This is a genomic window from Psychrobacter sp. CoH-33_TS_01 (genome assembly GCF_058189395.1).
In genome coordinates this window covers 13,969-36,069 of the sequence record NZ_JBVGQI010000015.1, presented here as the reverse complement: position 1 = coordinate 36,069, position 22,101 = coordinate 13,969, and the positions used below count along the sequence as shown (strand labels likewise).

Below are 22,101 nucleotides of genomic sequence, written 5' to 3'. Positions count from 1 at the left end.
TTGAATAGGTCATCGTTTATTTCATTAAATGCAATTGTTAAAAGTATTGTATCTGTTTTATTTGGATTAGACTATAGTCTTGTGTTGACATATCCCAGCCTACATTTCTTGCAGATCCGGGCCCTAAATTTGTAGGCGATTCAATTATTCTTATCCAATCTAAAGGGTATTTCCCACTCAATTCGTATAAAAAAATCAGCGTTTTATCATTACTAAAATCATCGACTAAAATAACTTCAAAAGGTAATAACTCCTGATTGTACACAGAGTCGATAGCACGCTCAATTGTTTCAGAACAACGATAGCAAGGTATAACCACACTAACAGATGCATAATTCCTAATCATTCTAAAACCTTAAATGAATAATATTTGAACAAACCTAAAAAATCGTATGAGCCTTTTAAATAATAATTAAGTAAAATATAGAATCTAAAAAACATAGGCACATACTTTATTCTCTACCGTATTGATCTGATAAGCGAACAATATCATCTTCCCCTAGATAGCTACCAGACTGCACCTCAATTATTTCTAGAGGAATTTTTCCAGGATTTTCAAGTGCATGAACTACGCCAACTGGAATATAAGTTGATTGGTTCTCAGTAAGAATCAACTCCTTATCACCATTAGTGACTTTAGCTGTACCAGAAACCACAATCCAATGTTCTGCTCTATGGTGATGCATTTGGATAGATAGCTTTTCACCTGGATTAACCGTAATTCGCTTAACCTGGTAGCGATAACCATCATCAATAGAGTCATACTTCCCCCAAGGACGATACACTTCACGATGTAGATTAACTTCGCTGCGCCCTTGTTCTTTTAAAATGTTAACAATATTTTTAACATCTTGTACTTTATTTTTAGCAACTACTAGTACTGCATCTTTAGTCTCAACAACAATACTATCTTCTATACCAGCCATGGTTACTAAACGGCTGCTGGAGTGCACAAAGTTGTTCTTACAATCATGCAGTAATGTATCACCATGCACTACATTTCCTTCATTATTCTTAGTACCAATATCCCATAATGCAGACCATGAACCAACATCACTCCAACCTGCATTTAAAGGTACTAATACGGCATCTTTCGTTTTTTCCATTACTGCATAATCAATAGAGTCTCCGGGACATCGTTTAAACGCAGTCTGATCAACACGAAAAAAATCTAAGTCTTTAGTAGTATTAGCCATTGCATCTTCGCAAGCCTCTAATATATCAGGACGGTGTTCTGCAAGCTCGGCCAAATAACGGCTAGCACGAAACATAAACATCCCACTATTCCAATAATATTCGCCACTACTTACATAATCTGTAGCAGTTTCAAAGTTTGGCTTTTCCACAAAGCGTGCAACAGTAAAGCTTGCTTCATCCTCCAATACATCACCACGCTTTACATAGCCATAACCAGTTTCAGGTGCAGTAGGCACAATACCAAACGTGACCAACTTACCACTTTCAGCCAACGGTAATGCTTGAGAAACGGCAGCAGAAAATGCTTCTTTATCCTCAATGACATGATCTGCTGCTAGTACTAACAATACTGGATCTTCTGAGATCTGCATTGTATATAGTGCTGCTAGAGCAACAGCAGGAGCCGTATTACGTACTGTTGGCTCTAGTAAAATAGTGGGTTTAATCGCCTGATTGCGTAGCTGTTCTGCTGCAATAAATCGGTGATCCTCATTACAAATTACGATACTTGGACTACATGACAGACCTACAAGGCGAGAAAAAGTTGCTTGCAACATAGTCTGCTCATGCACTAGATGCAAGAACTGCTTAGGATACATAGCGCGTGAAAGAGGCCATAAGCGACTGCCCGTCCCACCTGCTAAGATTACTGGAGTAATCATAAAAAAACCTATCGATTCCAATTAAACTATGAATAAAGGTACAGCCACTTCTCAACAGCGATATCAATCGAGTAATTACTAATAATATGAGCACGGTTATTTTTACCAAGAATAACTGCTTCTTCTTGATTTATTTCAAGTGCTTTTTGTAATGTCTCTGCTAACAGTGCAGGATTTTTGACCGGAACTAAAAAGTTTTTATCAAGAATAGCCTCTCCTACACCTCCACAATCTGTTGAAACAATAATTCTTTCACAGGCCATTGACTCTAACATGACCAGAGGTAATCCTTCCCAGGCTGATGAAAGCACATATATGTCAGAGGCAGACATAAGCTCTTTAATGTCATTACATATTCCTAAGAGCTCTACATACTCAGTAATGCCTAATATTTTTATACGTTTTTCTAACTCCCCTCTAAGGGGACCATTACCAGCAATAAAAACCTTAAAGTCATTTCTTTTAATTTTTAAAATAGAAATTGCATTAAGTAAATTAGGATAATCTTTTTGTGTGTCTAAGCGTCCTACAGCCAATAATATTTTCTTATTACTGTCTACTAATTGCGTACGGGTTTTTCCCCTAGCAATTGCATCATAATAATACTTATCAGTGTCAATACCATTAACAACACTTATCATTCGTCCTGATTTTACTGCGCCTTTACTTACAAATGCTTCAACAGCTTGATTACTCACATTAGTAGAAATATCAGCTAGTTTATCAGTTAGCCTATAAGCTAACATTCTGGCTTTGCCTCCCTCGTTAGTATTGTGCGCAGTACACACTAACTTAGGAATATCTATTGTTAATCGTGATAACCTGGATAGTAGATTAGCGTGAAACATATGGCTATGAACCACATCTGGTCTAAATATTTTTATTAATCTTTTGAGCCTAGTATTTGCTAGAAGAATACTTTGTACACCTCTAATTTTAATCGGAATGATTTCAATACTGTCATTAGACGGTAGTGTTAATGCAGGCCCAGTTAAATAAGCTATTTTAACTGTATGTCCTTTTTCTACTAATCTATCAGCAAGACTTGTTACTAGTTTTTCAGCTCCACCAACACCAAGCCCTGTAATAACAAATAATATTTTCATAAAATTCTTGTCTTACCTTTTATTTTATCAACTATATATAAAAAAACACCAAATGGACTATAGATAAGAGGTACATGCATACCACGATTAGGAATACTTTTAAAACATCTAAAACGCCACCAGTTTACAGCTGCTCTAGCTTTTAGCCCGAATTTTTCAAAAGATTTATACTGGGTTTCATAGACAAAAAGTGTAGAGTTAAAACAGCGATGCCTATTTTTAATGCTATTATCACTCAACCCTCCTTCTAAATATTCACAAACATAACCACCAAAATTAATAAAGCGAGTTCTCCCCTTTAAGCCTAGCCATAAAAAAAGAGGAGATTCAGCCATAAATTTTTCAGTTGGGTACTCAGGAAAAGAGAATCCTTTTAAAGCACTCTTCCTGAAAACATCAGCCTTATCCCCAGATACATTTTTAACTATACGGTCAATATACGTATCAATATAATCAGGAAAATTATCTCCAACAATACTGCCATCAGTATATATTTTCAGCATAGAAATCGAATTAAAATTATCTGCTAGTAATTTAGCTTCATAAATAATTGTTTCTATAGTATTAGTTTTTAGCCAATCATCACTATCAACTATAAAAACCCAGTCTCTATTAGCTTTATCAAAACCTACATTAAGTGCTGTATGTTTTCCACCATTCTGTTTTTTTAAATAGCGTATCTCAAAAGGGGATGATTCTTGATAAGACTTAATTAATTCTTCAGTACTATCAGTACTACCATCATCAATTATTAGCCATTCAAATTCATAAACTGATTGGTTAAACAAGCTTTGATAAAGCTTAGGCAATGTATGAGAGCGATTATATGTAGGAGTAATTATAGTTATCATTGAAAATACACCTTTGAATAGCTAAGAATAAGAATGGGATAACAAGCCATCATTACCAATACCAAGTTATTCTTATGTTTCTGAGAGTCTATATTTCCTAACTGAGTAAATAGCAAAAAAGGTATTAAGAACCAAGAAAATGCAGCAATACGATCAGAAAAAGGAATGAAAGATAAAATGAAATAAACACTAGCTAGAAGACAGTATATTTTTACAATATTATCGGGTAATCTCATCGACACATACTTTCGCCTAATATATAACAAGTAGATGAGAGGTACAGTTGTAAAAATAGTGAAATCAGCTCTAAAACCAGTTACTAACTTTAAATTAGAAACACTCGCTTCTGATTCAAAAGTACCATCAAAATATTCATTAAAGCTTAAGCTATCAAGAAGAAACGAGGGAACTAAAGCATTGACAATAGGCTCAACCAAACCTATAAAAGCCAATAAAATACTTAGAACTAAAATAATAACTGACCACAACAATGGCTTTTTTCTAAAAATAAAATACCAAGCAGCAAATATAATATTAACTAGCCAAAAGGAAGAGTGGAACAACGTTGCAATAAACAGTAATAACAGCCCTATTATCCACTTTGGATCTTTTCTATCTAATATACAATTGAATCCCCAAAGCATAAAACCAAAAGCTATACCTTGCTTAAACCCGTTGGCTAAATAACTAAGGTAAAATGGATAAAGCAAATAAAGCATTATTAATACTGTAGAATCTATCTTACTAACACGCTCACGAAAGGCTAAATATAGAGGTCCTACACAAAAAATATAAACTATAGAAAAGAAAAATGCAGATTCAGTACTTACAATAGCTGTGAGCCAGTTTAATAGTGCGAATCCAAAAGGGTTTTTATCATAACTAAGCAACTCAACAAAACTAAGTTGAGCTATGTAGTTTAATCCCAGCATGTATCGCCAAGGATCACCTGTAGGCTCACGGAAAGAAAGTACTATCCATAACCACAATACTGTTAAAAGTGCATAAGCAATTATGCCAGCTCTAGCGACTGAGTTCTCTCGCTTTTTAAAAAACACCAAAAATATTAAGCAAATAATGCTATAAAAGACAAAATGGAACCAAATCACAATATAGCAGCCTTAAACACTTAGCGAAGTATTAAGGGATATTTCTTCACCACTTAGTAAGGTATTAAGTGGTGGTTGCTGAGCTGATTTTCTACCAGAATTTAATCCTTGAAGCATTGAAAAAAAAGGCTTTATACTTTTATCAACTCTACTGTAGGATACTCCTAACAACAAAGTACGAGATAATGCTGTAGGCCAGTAAATCGGGGATAAATGTCGGAAGATTAAAATGGCCCTATTGTGACCAAGCCCATACATATATTTAGGCCAATCTTTCAATACTCTACAACCACCCATCGGTGCTGCAAGATGAGTGAGATGAGCTTTGGGTTCAAACCAAGCTTTATAACCAGCTTTTGCTAACCGCAAAGCCAGCTCTGATTCTTCATAGAGTGCAGCGCCAATATTGAGTAGTTCATCCATACCACCAATATCAATAAACGCTTGCTTTTTAATTGAAAAATTACCACCCGGTGCATGACAACACCAACCTGCTTGTTTTGACGAATAATTACGTACTGCCGTTGCGGTCCATTTATTAAACGACCCAGGAGATGCTGCTGTAAGTGACTCTCCTTTCTTTTCTGTAATTCCTCCAGCTATTAATTCTGCGCCGCTATTTAAGTGAGCTTGATAATGGTTTTTTACCAAATTCTGATTACAGCGTATATCATCATCGATATATAAAACAATATCTTTGCTAGTTTGTTTTAAACCAAAATTACGCGCTTGTGGTAGTCCCTTAAAATGCCCTTTAAAATAGCGGCAAGGCACTATTGAATTAGCAAGTAGTTTTATAGCTTTATAGTTGATATCATCAGACTGGTCAACGACAATCACTTCAAAACTAGCAAAATCCTGTTCAAGAATATCTTTAATGGTATCAAGTAGCACTTCAGAACGATTTATAGTAGGTATGATAACGGAAACGCCATTGGGCTTTTTAAGCTGTGTCATTAGTACTCTTCCAAAGTAGCTAGGAATTTATGGGTGTAATTCTGCCATGTGCATTTATCTCGAGCACGCTGACGCCCAAGTTCACCTTGTGCGTGAATGCTTTTTGGGTCATCAATCAGCTTCTCAAGATATTTAACTAATTCTTCGCTATCATCCTGCTTAATTAACCAACCGCCCTCGCCTTCCTGAATAGCATCAGGTATACCACCAGCGTGAGTGCCTACTACCGCCAGGCCAGCAGCCTGAGCCTCTAGAAAAACCATACCAAAACCCTCAACTCCGCGTTGCTGTTTGTCTTCTCTAGTACATAATACAAATAAATCTGCAGCTTTATATAATATGGGTAGCTGTTCATCCGCTACAAACCCAAGCCAACTGATATTATCGCTAAGTCCTAGTTCAGCAGCGCTGCGCTTGATATTCTCCAAATGTCCACCTTTGCCTGCAACTACATATTGTATTTTTTGCAACTGTTCTTTAGGAAGCATAGACAAAGCTTTTAACACCACATCGTGTCCTTTATAATCATCAATACGGGATACGCTAAGCACTATACATTTATCAGAAGATAACCCTAATTGTTGGCGGGCCTGTTTGGAGGTAAAAGCAGCATCAAAGCGTTCGCAGTCGACTCCTGGATTAATAACGGTAGTTTTTATATCAGAGTCAATATTGAGTACCAGCTGTTCGGTATAACGACTATTGCATATAACGCAGCGGGCTGATTTTAATACATTTTTACGCATCAATGATTTTAATAGGTACTTGCGGCCTTTAGGGTAAGGCATTACTTCATTACCATGCGCTAATATATATAAGTTTTTTCGTCCCAATAGCCAGGTCAGAGTCCCTTCAGGATTCCATACAGTAGTAATAAATCTGCTATGCTTTGGTCGGGATAACACATAGCGCAATAGCCCAAGCTCACGACGCCCTTTCGTACGAGGCAGTTCAATAGTCGGTAATTCTGGCCGAGCTAGCTTTTGTCTCGCGGTAGTGGCTTTAAGGGTACAAACTTCTATATCAACACTATTAGCAGCTAGTTCTGTAGCAAAATCAGCTGTCAATCGGCTAATGCCGCCATCATTAGGTGGATAGTCATAGCTCAGAATGATTAGAGATTCTTTCATTTCTAAGTTTTCTCCTTTAGTTCATCAAACAGTTGTGCAAAATCTGCTACTTGTGAGCTCGCTAAATATCGTTTTCGATATTCAGTACCCGGATTGGTTCGATTAATTTTTTCAAACCATTGCTGTAACAGTAAAGCGTCCTGTTCTGCGCTATTACGCTCTAAGAAAAAACCAAGACCTGCTCGAGTTAATTCTTTTCTTGCTTCACTTAGTTTAGGGACATCAGCTATAACAGGAATACCTAGGGCAATGTAATCAACTAGTTTTGCAAAGCTAGTCCACCAGTAATGGTGAGCGCCTGGTGCTAGAATACAGGCTTTAGCTGACTGTAAAATGCTATAAAGCTCTTGCTGTGGTAAATAGTCAATGTACTCAACTTTAACGTTCCAATCAATAATATTATTAAGCACAGAGTCAATAATAGGCTTGTTAATTTCTGAACGGCCAATAAATATTAATGTAATATTGTCATATATATTTAACTTCTTGATAACCTCAAATATATAACCCCCCTGTTCTGGCATAACTTCACCAGAAAAAATAATACTGTTAATATATTTGTTATTTTCAACTCCAATTTTAGGTAAGTAAGAATCATCAAGACCTGTAGGAATAAAAGTATATTTTTTACAATTAAAATTATATAAATCAGAAAATATATAGCTATAGCTTTCTGATAAGCCGGTTATTTTATCAGCTTTCGAAAAAGTGTTGCGTAATAATCGTTGTTCTAGTACTTTTCCTGGATAATTTTCCGCACTATTTTTATACCCATAACCGCAAGGATCTCTAAAGTCTGCCAACCATTGTAGCCCTAATTTATCTTTAAGTTTGATTGCCAGCCCTAAGTGACTATAGGGGTTAGCAGTAGTATACATAAGCTTAATATCATATTTTTTAACCAAGTCCTCTGCAACACTATGTGACGCTAAAGCCCATGTCCAATGGGCATCTGGGATACTGTTAAGATATTTGGAAATGGAAGAATATACTATAGATGCTATTTTTTTAAATTGACTTGGAGATGGTTGTTCTTGTAGACCTTCATTTATAAATGAGGGTTTCTGATAACTTTTTATTGTAGAAAAAGTACGGTCTCTACCACCAAGTGCCATACGTATACCACGCAAACTAGGTTCGATATGGCGAGTACGAATAATTTCTACGCAGTCTGGCAATTCATTTAGTAGTTCTTCATTATTATTATATAAATAATTTATGTCTGTAGTTAGGACTATTGGCTTATAACCGTAATTAGGAAGATATTTTACTAACTTATGCACTCTAAACATAGCCGCATGAGATTGCGGCGCGAAAAAAGGTGTGATAATTAGTATTGGAATTAGTTTTTTTTCATTCATAGAAAATCCTATTTAGAAAGCAAATCTTCATAAAAATTTATATTTTTTTCAATAAAAGCATTGAAATTAAATTTAGTATTAATTTTATTCAAGGCAGCTTTACTAATAGTTTTTCTTAATGGCTCAGAGCAAGCTGCTTCGTTCATTCTCTCTACTAGAGTATGAGGCTGTAAAGGATCACATAGCCATCCATCTATCCCATGTTTAACCAACTCGGGACCACTAGACATATTTGAAATAATGACAGGCAGGCCTGCAGCCATAGCTTCCAATGGTGCCAATGCAAATGCTTCAGAAAATGAAGGTAAGACAGCAAAATCATATGTTTTAAGCGAGCGTACAAGCTTTTCATTGTCTAAGTGTTCTATAAACTTGACTGTATTTTTGGCCTTACCTAATAGTCTAACCATTTCTTTTTTGTTTGACTTACCTTTCTCCATAGCATCCTTTCCGACTACGGTCAACACCCAGTCTGGATTATCTTTACTAAACTGTTGCCAAGCTTTCGCTAATGGATAAATGCCTTTTTTCTCTGCTAAAGTACCAAAGTAAATAGCTTTCTTCTGAGTTTTATAATTTACTTTAACTTCAGAACTGAATTTCTCTACATCAATTGAATTATATATTACATTAGGTTGTTTATTTAAATTAAATAATTCCTGAGTTCTTCTGGCTGTGTAAAGACTAACTGAAACTATTTCACAGGCACTTTTTAATTGTTTTTTTTCTAAATAATAGATAGCTGAAGATGGTTTAACTTTTCTTTCAGAACTAAAATAAGTATGACTGCCATGAAGACGAGTGACATTATTTTTGGCTACTTTAGGTATATATGCCATACAGCCTTCAAAATCCGGACATTCTATTATATCAATAGGCACTATATTTGAAATACTTTTGATAGCTTTATAAAGTACAATTCTATTAGTTATTAATCCATTTAACCCCAGATTACTAGGTAGGCGTATGACTTTAACACTATTAATATTTTCCTCTAGCTTCTTTTCAATGTTAGCGTAGAGTCCAACTACATAGACATTAAAATTATTATGAGCTAGCCCTTCTGCGATTTTCTTAGTGAACACTCCTATTCCACCAGTATTTCCTGGTGGATACTCATTACAGATAAAAACTATCGTGATTTCTTTTCTCACTTAATCCTCTCAGTACATTTATTAAAATAAAAATTGTATTTCATGCTTAATAATAATTAAATAATACTTATCATTTTGTAATGAATTTATTTATTGGATATTCATAGTATTTATATATAACTTGTGATAAAAAGCAAATGAAAACCAACGTTAATAATGGTACTATTGCCGCTGCATATTCATTGAGTTGATAATAACTTGCAAACCTATAATTAAAATCGACACCCACATTCTGGTGAATAAGGTAAAAACTATATGATGCTACTCCTATACTGCTTAGCTTAGCCTTTGATAAAATAACTCTTGCAGTCTCAGAATAGTTAAGCATTAAGAATAGAGAAATTATAAATAAAAACATATAATAATCATAATTAAATCCAATTCTTATATTTTTCAGAATAAAAAATATAATAGAAGACAATATATAAATTGAAGATAAATTTTTATTTCCTGTATATAGAAAATAAAACCCTATACCCAGTATAAAAAGATATAAATAATCGGTAAAAAAAATAAAGTCTAATATAAATAAAAGTCTTTCATCAACAATAAAAAAATTTAATAAATATACTGTATAGCTTAATATTAAAAATATTTTTGAAAACCTTTTAGTAAAGAAAAATATTAATGCAACCAATATATAAAATCTTATTTCTACAAATAGTGACCAATATGCACCATCCATCCAGTTAAAATCATTATTAATAAAAATACGATTAAATAAGTAAGGATCAGTAAAAGTCAAAGATGGAAGAAAATTTAAAGGAGAGGATTGAAATATTACTCCAAAAAACTTAAGATATATGAAAGTTAAGATAGAACAAAGTAACATTGCTGGCCATAGTCTAGCAAAACGACGTATTGCAAATTCAGTTAAACTAGCTGATTTAAATAAAGTTAAAGATATGACAAATCCAGAGATAACAAAAAACAAATGCACACCATAGAAACCAAACTGAAATAAATAATTATCAGTAATTCCTACTATTGTCTGAAATTTATAATACCCTTCCTGTGAGAATCTATAATAATAGTGATAAAGTACAACTATTAAGACTGCAATACCACGTAAAGAATCTAGATAATTTAATCTATTTTTATTATTAATTAACAATTACTATATCCTTTTAAAAATTCCAAAAAATTCTTTTAATAAGCTATTCCTCATAGTTATATAAGCTAGTACTCCATAACTTATTACACCAGAGATTATTTTTATAGTTAATAAGAATTGCCACTGTATATCTAAGGGCTTAAGAAAATTTTCAGTCATAAGAACAGCAAAAACCATACCACCCAAACAAATAGAAATTGGTAATAACTCTCTTAAAGAATGCGTAAATGATAATCCGGCTACTTTATGTGCTAACCACAATGCTGGAAAGAAAATGATAATTCCCATTACTACGCCATATACTTTTGCGATACCTAATGCACCATACGGCAATGCTAGATAAAAACTTATACATAATGCAAAGCCACTAATAACGGTTAGCCATAAATATGATTTAGCTTTACCTGCTGCCGTAAACAACCACCCAGTTGTGTTATATAGCGGCTGGGTAACGCTAGCAATACTTAACCAAATCAATATAGGCACTACGGGTCGCCACTGATCTCCATAAACTAGATTAACCATTTCATCTGCTGTAAGTGCTAAGCCTAGCGCCATTGGACAACCTATAAAAGCGACCATACGTAATGCTTTACGATAAGCATTCCCAAATCGCTCTATATCACCTTGTAAGGCAGAAAGTGAAGGTACCATAAGGCTACTTAGAACCCCTGTCGCTAACATACTTGGTAAAAGCATCAGAAAATAAGCTCGGTTATAAAATCCTAATTCCTCTGCTCCCCAGTACTTTCCAATTAATACACTATCTAAATTTCTAGCAAAATATATAAGTAAGCCATTTAAAGCTAGCATTCCCCCAAAAGTGACTAGACTTAGTGTATCTACACCTCTTTTAGGTAGCGATATCTGAATACGACTCATAGGTATAGCTAGTACTAGTCTTACTATACCTGTACTTAAACTCTGTACTACAAGAGCCCAGTAACCTAAACCAGAAAAAGCGGCCATTAATGCTACTATAGCTCCTACAACTATAGAAGTTATCTCAATTTGAGCCATAGCTTTATAGTTCATGGTGCGATTTAGTAATGCTATCGGCTGTGCAGCAAGACCACTCAGCACAAATCCTGCACCTAATGCTGCCGTAACAGCTACCAGCTCTGGTTGACCATAAAAGCTAGCAACTAATGAGGAGCCTAATAAACATAGAATCCATAAAAGAGTACCAACTCCAGTATTTATCCAAAATAAATTACTTACCTGTATCTTACTTAATTGCTGTCGTTGGATAGTCGCCCAACTCAAGCCCATATCAGAGAAGACCATCAACAAAGCTGTGAGTGTTGCTACCATACCTACCAGACCAAAGTCACTTGGGCTCAGTAGTCGAGCTAAAACTGCAGTGGTACCTAAACTTAAAACGTTACGAGCAATAATCTGTAATCCAGTCCACTTAACACCCTTTCGGGCGCGACCACCTACGTCATCTTTACTTACACCAGCAACCTGCTCTGATATAACTGCGTTTTCCTCGATTGACATAACTAAACTATCTCAAAAACTGTGTATACCAAGGCATTGCTTTTTCAATACCCTGAATAATATTAAACTGTGGCTCATAGCCTAGTAATGTCTGAATCTTGCTAATATCTGCCTGCGAATGACGCACGTCCCCTGCTCTGAAGTCACGATAAACCGGCTCTTGGTTATACTGCACCCCATTGACGCTTAGGTTATCTTTTAAAGCGGTAAACAAGGTATTCAAAGTCGTTCGACCACCTACAGCGACGTTATACACTTGATTCTTAGCCTCTGCATTATTAACGGTGGCTGCGAGAATATTTGCTTGTACTGCATTTTCAATAAAGTTGAAATCACGACTGGTGTCGCCATCGCCATTGATAAACACTTCATCGCCCTTAATCATGGCCGCTGTCCACTTAGGAATAACTGCAGCATAGGCGCCTTCTGGGGTTTGACGTTTGCCAAAGATATTAAAGTAGCGCAGGCCAATAGTGTGAAAGTCATAAGTACGAGCAAATACATCGGCATAAAGCTCGTTGACGTATTTAGTTACTGCATAGGGGGATAGCGGTTTACCAATATTATCTTCTACTTTAGGCAGTGCAGGATGATCGCCATAAGTAGAGCTGCTGGCGGCATAAGTAAAACTAGCTACCTTCGCATCACGAGCTGCAACTAACATATTTAGATAGCCCGTAATGTTAGCGCTATTGGTCAAAATTGGATCATTGATTGAACGCGGTACAGAGCCTAGTGCAGCCTGATGTAACACATAATCGACGTTCTGACATGCAGTCGCACAGTCTTCTAAATTACGAATATCGCCTTCGATAAAATTAAATCTAGCCCACTGTTCAGCAGTAACTAATGACTGGACCTCATCAAGGTTATGTTGATAGCCTGTTGCAAAGTTATCTAAACCGACGATCTTTTGATTGAGCTTTAATAAGGTCTCTAATAGATTTGAGCCGATAAAACCCGCTACTCCTGTGATTAGCCAAGTTTTGGGGGCTTCTATTAAGGTTTGCTGAACTTGCTCATACTGAGTCATTAACTTTCTCTCAATTACTTAGGCTATTTATCTAAAGCTATAAACTGCTTATAGACGGATATCGGTTTGCTCTCGGGTAAATAGATACTTTAAGTCATACAATACGTGACTGTTTTTACCCAATGCTCTAATTTTATCTACACCCATTTCCGCAAACTCTTTATGCGCGACTGCTAGGATAATGCCGTCATAATGATTAGCTAATGGTTGACTGACTGGCGTAATGCCATACTCACGCTCAGCTTCTGTAGCGTCTACCCATGGGTCATACACGTCGACTTCTATATTGTATTCTTGCAGCTCATGTACGATATCGATGACTTTGGTATTGCGCACATCTGGACAGTTTTCTTTAAAGCTTAAGCCTAGGATTAATACCTTCGCACTGTCTACTTGAATGCGTTTTTTAATCATAGTCTTAACAAGTTGGGTCGTAACATACTCGCCCATCCCGTCATTCAGACGTCTGCCTGCTAATATAATCTCTGGGTTATAGCCAATAGCTTGAGCTTTATGGGTAAGATAGTAAGGGTCAACACCGATACAATGACCGCCGACTAGGCCTGGGCGAAACGGAAGGAAGTTCCATTTAGTACCAGCAGCCTGTAGTACCGCTTCGGTATCGATATTCATCTTATTGAAGATGACCGCCAGCTCGTTAATGAGAGCAATATTGACATCCCTTTGGGTATTTTCAATAACTTTGGCAGCTTCAGCGACTTTAATAGACTGGGCTTTGTAAGTCCCTGCCGTGATGATTAAGTTGTAGACGTCATCAACGAAGTCAGCAATCTCAGGGGTAGAGCCTGCGGTCACCTTTAAGATATTAGTCACACGGTGTTCTTTATCGCCTGGGTTGATACGCTCTGGGCTGTAACCGGCATAGAAGTCTTGGTTAAAGACCAATCCTGAAGCCTTCTCTAACACTGGGATACATACTTCTTCGGTAGCACCAGGATAGACTGTTGACTCATAAACAACGATATCGCCTGGTTTTAATACACTAGCAATCGCCGTTGATGCTTTGATTAGAGGGGTTAAATCAGGCTGTTTATACTCATCGATAGGCGTGGGTACGGTCACGATAAAGAAGTTGCAGTCTGTTAAAGCAGCCATGTCTGAGGTAAAGCTTAGTTGAGAGGCTTCCGCCAGCTCTGTATCACTGACTTCTAAAGTATGGTCGGTACCTGCTGAGAGCTGAGCTATACGACCCTTATTAATATCAAAGCCAACGACAGGACGCTGCTTACCAAACTCAACGGCTAATGGCAGACCTACATAACCAAGGCCTATAACTGCTATTTTTATATTCTTTATATCGAGCATGACTTTCCTTCAAAAATTTACTAAAGGGTGGTAGGAACTAATCGGCATAACCATTAGGATTCATTTTTTGCCAATGCCAAGTATCTTGCATCATATCTTCAATAGTTTTTTCTGTAGACCACCCCAACTCTCTCATAGCTTTAGTAGAATCAGCATAGCAACTGGCTATATCTCCACTTCTTCTTTCTACTATCTGGTATGGCACCGATTCACCACTTGCCTGCTCAAAAGCGGTTACCATCTCTAGGACAGAGTGTCCTTTACCGGAGCCTAAATTCCAAACGAAATAGCCAGCACTGCTAGCAATATAATCTAAAGCGCAAAGATGACCTTTGACCAGATCCATGACATGGATATAATCACGAACCCCTGTGCCATCATAAGTGGTATAGTCATCACCGTAAATTGATAATTTATCTCGCTTGCCTACTGCTACTTGTGCAATAAAGGGCAGCAAATTATTAGGAATGCCATTAGGGTCTTCCCCAATCAAACCACTCTCATGTGCGCCGACTGGATTAAAATACCTTAAAGCAGCTACTGACCAAGCTGGATTAGATTTAATCAACTGCATTAGCATCTGCTCTACCACCATTTTAGTATACCCATAAGGATTGGTTGGCATAGACATAGGACAGTCTTCAGTGATGGGCAGTTTTTCAGGCTCACCATAAACTGTGGCTGATGAGCTAAACACTAGCTTAGTAATTCCAAAGAGTTGCATTGACTGTAATAATTGCAGGCTACCAGAAATATTATTATCAAAGTATAGTAAAGGATTTTCTGTACTTTCACCCACAGCCTTCAAACCTGCGAAGTGCAGCACGGCATCGATGCTATATTTAGTAAATAGGCTCTCTAAACAGTTAGCATCTCTTATATCTCCCTCAATGAAGGTGCAAGTGCTATTGGCTAGTTTTTCTACTCTTCTAATAGCCTCGAGACTACTATTGCTTAAGTTATCCAACACCACTACTTCATAATTCGCTTTAAGTAGCTCAAGTAGCATATGAGAGCCAATGTAACCCGCACCACCTGTCAATAAAATCATAATAATAGACTCATTAAATACATATAATTTGCAGTAACTTAGTGTTAAAAATTTTATAACTAACGAGCTCTATACTGCTTCAGCATTCTCACTTTCAATAAGGTTGCAAGATACTGGCTTAGTTGGGTCTAAGGCTTCTGGTTGATAGCCTGCTACAAAATTCTTAAATTGGTCTTTTAACCAACTGACATTATCTTGCTGGGCTTTTTCCGCTAGTACGTTTAAAGTGCTTTCAATATCGGTTAAAGGAAAGCTATGCTCAAAAGCTTGCATGATTAGTGGATGCTGCGTATTCTCGACATTGTCTTCACCAATAATCAGCTCTTCGTAAAGCTTTTCACCCGGTCTTAATCCAGTCACCACAATTTCGATATCGCCATCAGGATTATCCTCATCTTTAATATCACAACCGCTCAAGTACACCATTCGCCGTGCTAAATCAACGATCTTGACTGGGTCGCCCATATCGAGGACAAATACCTCACCACCTTTCGCCATAGCTCCAGCTTGGATAACCAAGTTAGCAGCTTCAGGAATAGTCATAAAATAACGGGTCACGTCCTGATGAGTTACTGTAATTGGGCCACCACTAGCTATTTGTCTTGTAAATAGTGGTACTACTGAGCCTGAAGAGCCTAAGACATTGCCAAAACGCACCATACTGATTCGCGTGCATTTATCAGTATTAGAGTGACAAACTTCTTTGCTTAGGGCTTGGCATACTAATTCTGCTAAACGTTTAGAGGCACCCATAATATTGGTAGGACGTACTGCCTTATCTGTAGAGATTAAGACAAAAGTCTCTACTTCGGCCTCAATAGCCGCGCGCGCGCAATGATAGGTACCTTTAGCATTATTAATGACGCCTTCAAAAGGATTGTGCTCAACAATGGGAACATGTTTATAAGCAGCGGCATGATAAACCGTCTGTACCTGATATTTTGCAAAAATTGTCTCTAGCTTACTTTGGTTATTAACATTCCCAATGACGGCTATAATTTCGAAGCTTCTATTATTGGGCCGGTTAGCTTGTTGAGCTAGTAACTCTTGATGAATAGCATATAGAGCATACTCTGACAGCTCAAATAAGACTAAGCAGTACGGATTATTCTTGACGATTTGTCGACATAGCTCACTGCCTATAGAACCACCAGCACCAGTCACTAATACGCTTTTACCATTTATATTTTTCGCTAAGAGTTCAGCATCTGGCTCGACAGTCTGCCTATCTAACACATCTAAAATATCTACTTGCCGCATAGTATTGACAGTAACCTTACCATCTGCCAACTCAGTGAGACTGGGTAACTCTTTAATCACAACTGAAATATCAGAAAGATCCTCAATGATTTGGCGTTTACGAGCGCGACTAATAGAAGGGATGGCTAAAAAGACTTGTGCTACATCAGATTTAGCTACCAGATTCGCTAACGAGTCCGCAGAATATATTTTTTTATCTAATAGATGCCCCCCTACTAAGCGAGAGTCATCATCTACGAAAGCAACAACGTCGTAACGAATGGTATGACTTAATGCTTCGAATAGCTCTCTACCTGCCGAGCCCGCCCCATAAATGATAATTTTGTCACAAGCATTGGCACTGCTGCCCTGTAACCGACGTTTGCCTTGCCAACGAGCCAATAGCTCACGCATAGTTAGGCGACTGTTCCATAACCAAATAAATAATAGAAATAAATACAAGCCTGGGACGGAACGAGGAATACCTACTAACCAATCAAAATATAGGGTAACCGCGATAGCAATAAGAATAGCTACAAATAACTGTAATACTCGGCGCATCTCGGTATCGAAGAATATGCGAGTAACCCCTTTATAGAAGCCAATGAGATAAAGCCCTACAATCGGTATTATGGCGTATACAATTAATAGTATTAGACTAATATGACTTTCAACGGTGCCATAGCGTAGGCCTAGCGCTAAAAACAAGCACAATACTGAGATACCATAGTCAGCTAGCAGTAAAATGGCACGTTTCACACTGCGTGGTAGAGCCAATAACTGTGCAGTTAAGCGATAAGATTTAGTAGTCTGCATCTTATCCAACAGAATCTTTGATAAGCCAATTTGAATAAAAATTTTTAATATTGGTATTCACAACCATAATCCTGAACCTCTTAAAAATCATAGCTTTATTATATATTATTGTTATAGTAATAAAAATTTATTTACCCATTATTAGTCGACATTTAATGACTATTTATTACATATAATCCAAATAATTTTCATATATAGTCAAAATAAATAGATTAATGTTCATTAAATTTTGAATTGTTCAAAAAAATAGATATGAATTAACTCTATGCTATTTACTATTATGGCCATAGGTATAATTATAGTGATAACTATACTTATCGGTTATGCCCTGACGCATATCATTCAGTACAATACCGTCGATTTCAATATTTGCCTTACGCATTTGCTGAACGGCGTAGCTAACTTGCCCTTCAAGAGATTGGTTATAGCGAGTGACCATGAGTACTTTATCGGCATACTGTGAGGTGATAATGGCATCAGAGGCAGCCAGAATAGGCGGTGAGTCAATAAAAATATAATCGTACTGCTTTCTTAATTGCGTCATCATGGCAGCAAATCGCTCGCTAGCCAGTAACGATGTGGGATTACGAGGCTGACGGCCACGTGGCATAAAATCGATATGCTCAATACTGGTCGAATGGATAAAATCATTGACGTCTATAGTTACTGGCTCTTGTTGAAGTGCTTGTAGCTGCTTGGGGCTAGAAAGATACTCGTTAAGACCGCTATCTTCATTAATCGTAAAGATTTGATGAAGATGGCCTAAACGCATATCCCCATCGATGACCAATATCTTTTTATCGAGTTGTGAGAATACTTCTGCTAGATTAGCTGTAATAAAGGACTTGCCGATACCAGGACTCTCTCCAGTTATCAGAATCACTCGGCCTTCATCTTGCTGAGCACTTGGCATGCCAAACATTAGGAAAGTTCTTAGACTTTTAATTGCTTCATAGCTTAGGCCATCATGCTCTACTTGCGATAGTAGACGATACCCTGAGCGTTTATTTTTAGTCAGACGATCTAGTGACTTAGAATGAGGAACGGTCGCAATGACTGGGACGCCTGTTTTACTCTCCAAGCGATCGGGATCCTTGACAGTATTGCGCAGGAGGTTTCTGAGTAGGACTAGCATGGTACCCAACATAGTACCGAGCAATAAGGCCAACATCCAAATCTGTAGCTTCTTTGGCGCGATTGCTTTGTAGGTATTAATTGGCATATCAACGATACGCACATAGCCTATTTCACCTGCTTTCACAATCTTTAGCTGCTCATAATTTTTGAGCATCGTCAAATAAATCTCACGATTAATACCCATATCTTCTGATAACTTCAAAAACTCGCGCTGAATCTCAGGCGCTTTAGCAATAGCCTCTTTAATTTCTTGTTTACGTTTCAAAAGGACCTTAATCTGATCGGTGATCTGGGTCACTAATGGATGCTCATCCGTGTAATAAGTACTTAGCTCAGCTTTCTTAAGATTGAGTTCGTTTAGCTGCACTTCCAACTCTGAGCTCTCAGTCAATAATAACTCTGCTTCTTTACTGACATCGATTGTGCCATAGCTTTCGCGAAACTTATTAAACGCGGCTTCAGACTTCTCTAACTCCTGTCTTAACTTAGGAATTTGCGCTTCCATAAATTTAAGAGTGGTGGTAGTTTGTTCCGAACCTCGAGCTTGATTTTGATTGACATAAGATATTATGACTTGTGACAAAATTCGGCTAACTTGTTCTTGGTTACCACCCGTCAATGTCAGCTGAATAATACCCGTTTGCTTACCTAATTCAGCAACCGATAAAGCCGCATTTAATGAATCTGTCGTAGACTGTAGTGAGCGTTTTGTCAGACTAATAGAATGCTCATTATTGGGCAGCGCCATTACCGTAATATCTATAACGCCTTCTAGTGTCTTAAAACTAACTGGCTTACCCAACTGTCCATTAAACTCATTTACCCCATCACTAAGAGTAAAGCCAGCCTCAGATTTAGTGAGCATAAATGGCTTATTGAGAAAAGGTTGCGGTACTTCAAACACATTGACTTCAGCTGTGCCATCTTTAGTATCTAGAGCCACACCTTCACTAGTATTAATCTGTGTGGCTGTCTGCCCTTTAGCCAATCTATCTAGCGCGCCTATTTTTGGATCAGCTAACTGGATATCTAAATGTAATAAATCGACGACAGGCTCTAGTACCATCCGCGACTTAATCAGCTCACGCTCAGTCTGTGCCGGGCTCACTTCAGGCGCGACTAGCTCAGAGATATTCGCACCTAAAGCTGCAATACCATTGGATTTTTCATCAATCTGCAGTAGCGCATCGGTCTTATAAGTCGGATTCACATAGCGGCTATAGAGCACGCCAAGTAATAGACCTAATAAGGCACACGCAATAATCATCTTCCAACCGCGTAGCATTACCATGAGTAAAGCTAATAGGTCAATTTCATCATTGTCTTGCTCTGGCGCAGCTTTTACCAAGTCTGGAGTAGTTTTGCTCATAAATAAATCACTAATTAACTAATTTTGTCTTGCCAAAGCTCTAGGCTAGCTACGATGTCTTGATAGGCGGTTTCAAACGCGGAGAGTTGATGACGGTAAGGGTCGGCGATATCTTGATCGAGCCAATGCCCTAGTCTGAAGGTCTTACCTCTACAATGAGGCCATTGAGCTTCAATCCACTTCGTCTGACTGGTAGACATCGTTAAGATAAGATCGGCTTTGACCGTATGCTCTGCGGCAATCTGTTTGGCAATATGATCGGTAATATCTATGTTCTGCGCAGCCATGACTTCGATAGCAGCAGCATCTGCAGGATGACCCACTACTGCGGATACCCCTGCGGAGTCGATATGCTTATCAGGATACTGTGCTTGTATCAGCGCCTTCGCCATTGGGCTACGACAAATATTGCCCACACAAACGACTAGAATATTTTCAAAGGCCATAATCCTTCTCCTACAATCCAGCTATTCTTTCAATTGCGGAGGTAGAAGGTAAGATAGAATTAAGAAATCTTGACCAGCGAGTTAAGCCTGTTGGATCGACATAAACCATATCATTAGCGTGCATCTCAAACCGATTGGCTAGTGCCAAACTAGTTAATGACTGCATATCGGCATAATAGATATCGCTATAATTTAAGCCGGGATGGTCGCGTACCACATAGATTTTGGCCGCATCTGCAGTATTTGAATTCAAGCCTTTTGACTCTCCTAACACATGGGCTAAGCTGAGTCCTTGCTCAGGAATCTCTAGCGGCTTGACATCACCAAACTCGCCTAAAACATAGACCTTATTGCGATCGCGGCTATTGATATGAATCGCGTCGCCATCTTGAAGGTAAATCTGGTTAGGAGCCACACCAATACTTTGTAAATCACGTAATCCCAATTGATAACGCTTGCCTTGGCGTATGAGTTCAATGCTATTGGAATCACCCGTCGCTAGCGTACCTCCTGCCATTGATATCGCACCTACTAATGAGACTGGAGCATCGGTAATATTAAACTCACCTGGTTTTGGTACGGCGCCGTCAACAAAGAATTTTTTGCCACGATAATTGATTAAATTAACTTGAGGGTCTGGATACTTTAGATAGCGCTGTAGCTTTGCGCGTAGATTGGCAGTGAACTGAGGCACACTAAGCCCACGTGCTTGGATACGCCCAATAAGGGGAAACTGAATGTAGCCTTGCTGATCCACCACAAAACCTGAGGCACCGCCAGAGGCAGAGTTGATATCTGGATAACTGACTAGGGTAATACTAAGGACATCACTTGAAGTAATACGATACTCGCCCTGATTAGGACTAGAAGCCCGCAATAACTCAGCTATATTATTACGATTAATACTATTTGATGGACTACGATTGGTTATACCAATTCCGGCCTGAGAATAAGTAGTTGGCAAGGTAGCTAAAGTTAAAGGCTGAATATTAAACTGCATACCATTTTCAGCAACGAAAGCCCCTACCGGTGGCAACTCTCCTGCTTTAAGACCAGAGGTTACCGTACATCCTGAGAGTGCGCCTAGTAACAAGGTACCCATTAGCAGCGCTTGCCAAGATTTAGGAAGCATCACGTTAAAACCCATATATTTAATCCAAAAACTATCTGCAATACTATGATTATCATGGCTACCCAACTACGACTAGCTATAATATTAATATAAAACTATATGTATTTACATATCAATACTATAGCACAGTGCTAAAACAACTGACTACCATATAGTTTTAGGGAAACATGGATTATTGTAGGGGATTAAACTATTAAGTCAATTCATTAGCTTGAATTAAGTCAACTTATTAGATTAACGGTTACTCTTTAATTAAAAGTTAATATAAAAGCCCAAGCCTTTATTCCAAATAGTTAATGAATTAGCGTAAACCTAAGGCTTGTTAAAGATAAGCCCTAGGTTTAGATCTAAATCTCAATGCTAGTTATTATTAATGCTCGTCACCATTAATACATTCCTTAGAAAAAT

Annotated in this window: 18 protein-coding genes; all 18 read right to left on the bottom strand. The window is 37.6% G+C overall.

Translation table 11 applies throughout. From position 1 onward, the window contains the following. Positions 1-37 precede the first annotated feature (37 nt). The 18 genes from ACZ2XM_RS15135 to ACZ2XM_RS15050 all read right to left on the bottom strand — a co-directional run bounded on the left by ACZ2XM_RS15135 (position 38) and on the right by ACZ2XM_RS15050 (position 21,708). A complete protein-coding gene (locus ACZ2XM_RS15135; RefSeq protein ID WP_490589819.1) occupies positions 38-346 on the bottom strand; it encodes a glycosyltransferase family 2 protein in 309 nt (102 codons plus the stop codon). 106 nt (positions 347-452) lie between these two features. Continuing rightward, positions 453-1,859, bottom strand: coding sequence for a mannose-1-phosphate guanylyltransferase/mannose-6-phosphate isomerase (locus ACZ2XM_RS15130; protein WP_490589818.1), 1,407 nt, complete (start codon positions 1,857-1,859; stop codon positions 453-455). Positions 1,860-1,885: 26 nt separating this feature from the next. After that, on the bottom strand, positions 1,886-2,965 hold the full coding sequence (locus ACZ2XM_RS15125; RefSeq protein WP_490589817.1) for a glycosyltransferase: 1,080 nt from the start codon (positions 2,963-2,965) through the stop codon (positions 1,886-1,888). Beyond that, complete coding sequence (locus ACZ2XM_RS15120) at positions 2,962-3,816, bottom strand: glycosyltransferase family 2 protein (protein ID WP_490589816.1); 855 nt, start codon at positions 3,814-3,816, stop codon at positions 2,962-2,964. The genes ACZ2XM_RS15125 and ACZ2XM_RS15120 overlap by 4 nt, the downstream gene beginning before the upstream one ends. Further along, positions 3,813-4,925 carry an EpsG family protein gene (locus ACZ2XM_RS15115; RefSeq protein ID WP_490589815.1) on the bottom strand — a complete coding sequence of 371 codons (1,113 nt, stop codon included), beginning with the start codon at positions 4,923-4,925 and terminating at the stop codon, positions 3,813-3,815. Before ACZ2XM_RS15115 ends, ACZ2XM_RS15120 begins: the two co-directional genes overlap by 4 nt. A gap of 12 nt (positions 4,926-4,937) precedes the next feature. After that, a complete protein-coding gene (locus ACZ2XM_RS15110) occupies positions 4,938-5,882 on the bottom strand; it encodes a glycosyltransferase family 2 protein (protein WP_490589814.1) in 945 nt (314 codons plus the stop codon). Next, complete coding sequence (locus ACZ2XM_RS15105) at positions 5,882-7,012, bottom strand: glycosyltransferase family 4 protein (RefSeq protein WP_490589813.1); 1,131 nt, start codon at positions 7,010-7,012, stop codon at positions 5,882-5,884. Before ACZ2XM_RS15105 ends, ACZ2XM_RS15110 begins: the two co-directional genes overlap by 1 nt. 2 nt (positions 7,013-7,014) lie before the next feature. Beyond that, positions 7,015-8,373 (bottom strand): glycosyltransferase family protein, encoded by a 1,359-nt coding sequence (locus tag ACZ2XM_RS15100; protein WP_490589812.1) that lies wholly within the window; start codon positions 8,371-8,373, stop codon positions 7,015-7,017. An 8-nt stretch (positions 8,374-8,381) separates the two neighbouring features. Beyond that, a complete protein-coding gene (locus ACZ2XM_RS15095; RefSeq protein WP_490589811.1) occupies positions 8,382-9,527 on the bottom strand; it encodes a glycosyltransferase family 4 protein in 1,146 nt (381 codons plus the stop codon). Between the two features lie 70 nt (positions 9,528-9,597). After that, entirely contained in the window at positions 9,598-10,641 is a 1,044-nt protein-coding gene (locus tag ACZ2XM_RS15090) for an acyltransferase family protein (protein WP_490589810.1), read from the bottom strand. Positions 10,642-10,644: 3 nt separating this feature from the next. After that, the gene (locus tag ACZ2XM_RS15085; RefSeq protein ID WP_490589809.1) at positions 10,645-12,144 is read right to left on the bottom strand and encodes a lipopolysaccharide biosynthesis protein; all 1,500 of its coding nucleotides are present in this window, start codon (positions 12,142-12,144) and stop codon (positions 10,645-10,647) included. A gap of 7 nt (positions 12,145-12,151) precedes the next feature. Next, positions 12,152-13,177 (bottom strand): NAD-dependent epimerase/dehydratase family protein, encoded by a 1,026-nt coding sequence (locus tag ACZ2XM_RS15080; RefSeq protein WP_490589808.1) that lies wholly within the window; start codon positions 13,175-13,177, stop codon positions 12,152-12,154. Positions 13,178-13,225: 48 nt separating this feature from the next. Continuing rightward, on the bottom strand, positions 13,226-14,503 hold the full coding sequence (gene tviB, locus ACZ2XM_RS15075) for a Vi polysaccharide biosynthesis UDP-N-acetylglucosamine C-6 dehydrogenase TviB (RefSeq protein WP_490589807.1): 1,278 nt from the start codon (positions 14,501-14,503) through the stop codon (positions 13,226-13,228). Between the two features lie 37 nt (positions 14,504-14,540). Next, entirely contained in the window at positions 14,541-15,560 is a 1,020-nt protein-coding gene (gene galE, locus ACZ2XM_RS15070) for a UDP-glucose 4-epimerase GalE (protein WP_490589820.1), read from the bottom strand. Positions 15,561-15,623: 63 nt separating this feature from the next. Then, entirely contained in the window at positions 15,624-17,609 is a 1,986-nt protein-coding gene (locus ACZ2XM_RS15065) for a polysaccharide biosynthesis protein (protein ID WP_490589806.1), read from the bottom strand. 268 nt (positions 17,610-17,877) lie between these two features. Next, complete coding sequence (locus ACZ2XM_RS15060; protein WP_490589805.1) at positions 17,878-20,115, bottom strand: polysaccharide biosynthesis tyrosine autokinase; 2,238 nt, start codon at positions 20,113-20,115, stop codon at positions 17,878-17,880. Between the two features lie 14 nt (positions 20,116-20,129). Beyond that, entirely contained in the window at positions 20,130-20,561 is a 432-nt protein-coding gene (locus ACZ2XM_RS15055; protein WP_490589804.1) for a low molecular weight protein-tyrosine-phosphatase, read from the bottom strand. 10 nt (positions 20,562-20,571) lie between these two features. Further along, positions 20,572-21,708, bottom strand: coding sequence for a polysaccharide biosynthesis/export family protein (locus ACZ2XM_RS15050; protein ID WP_490589803.1), 1,137 nt, complete (start codon positions 21,706-21,708; stop codon positions 20,572-20,574). Between the last annotated feature and the right edge of the window lie 393 nt (positions 21,709-22,101).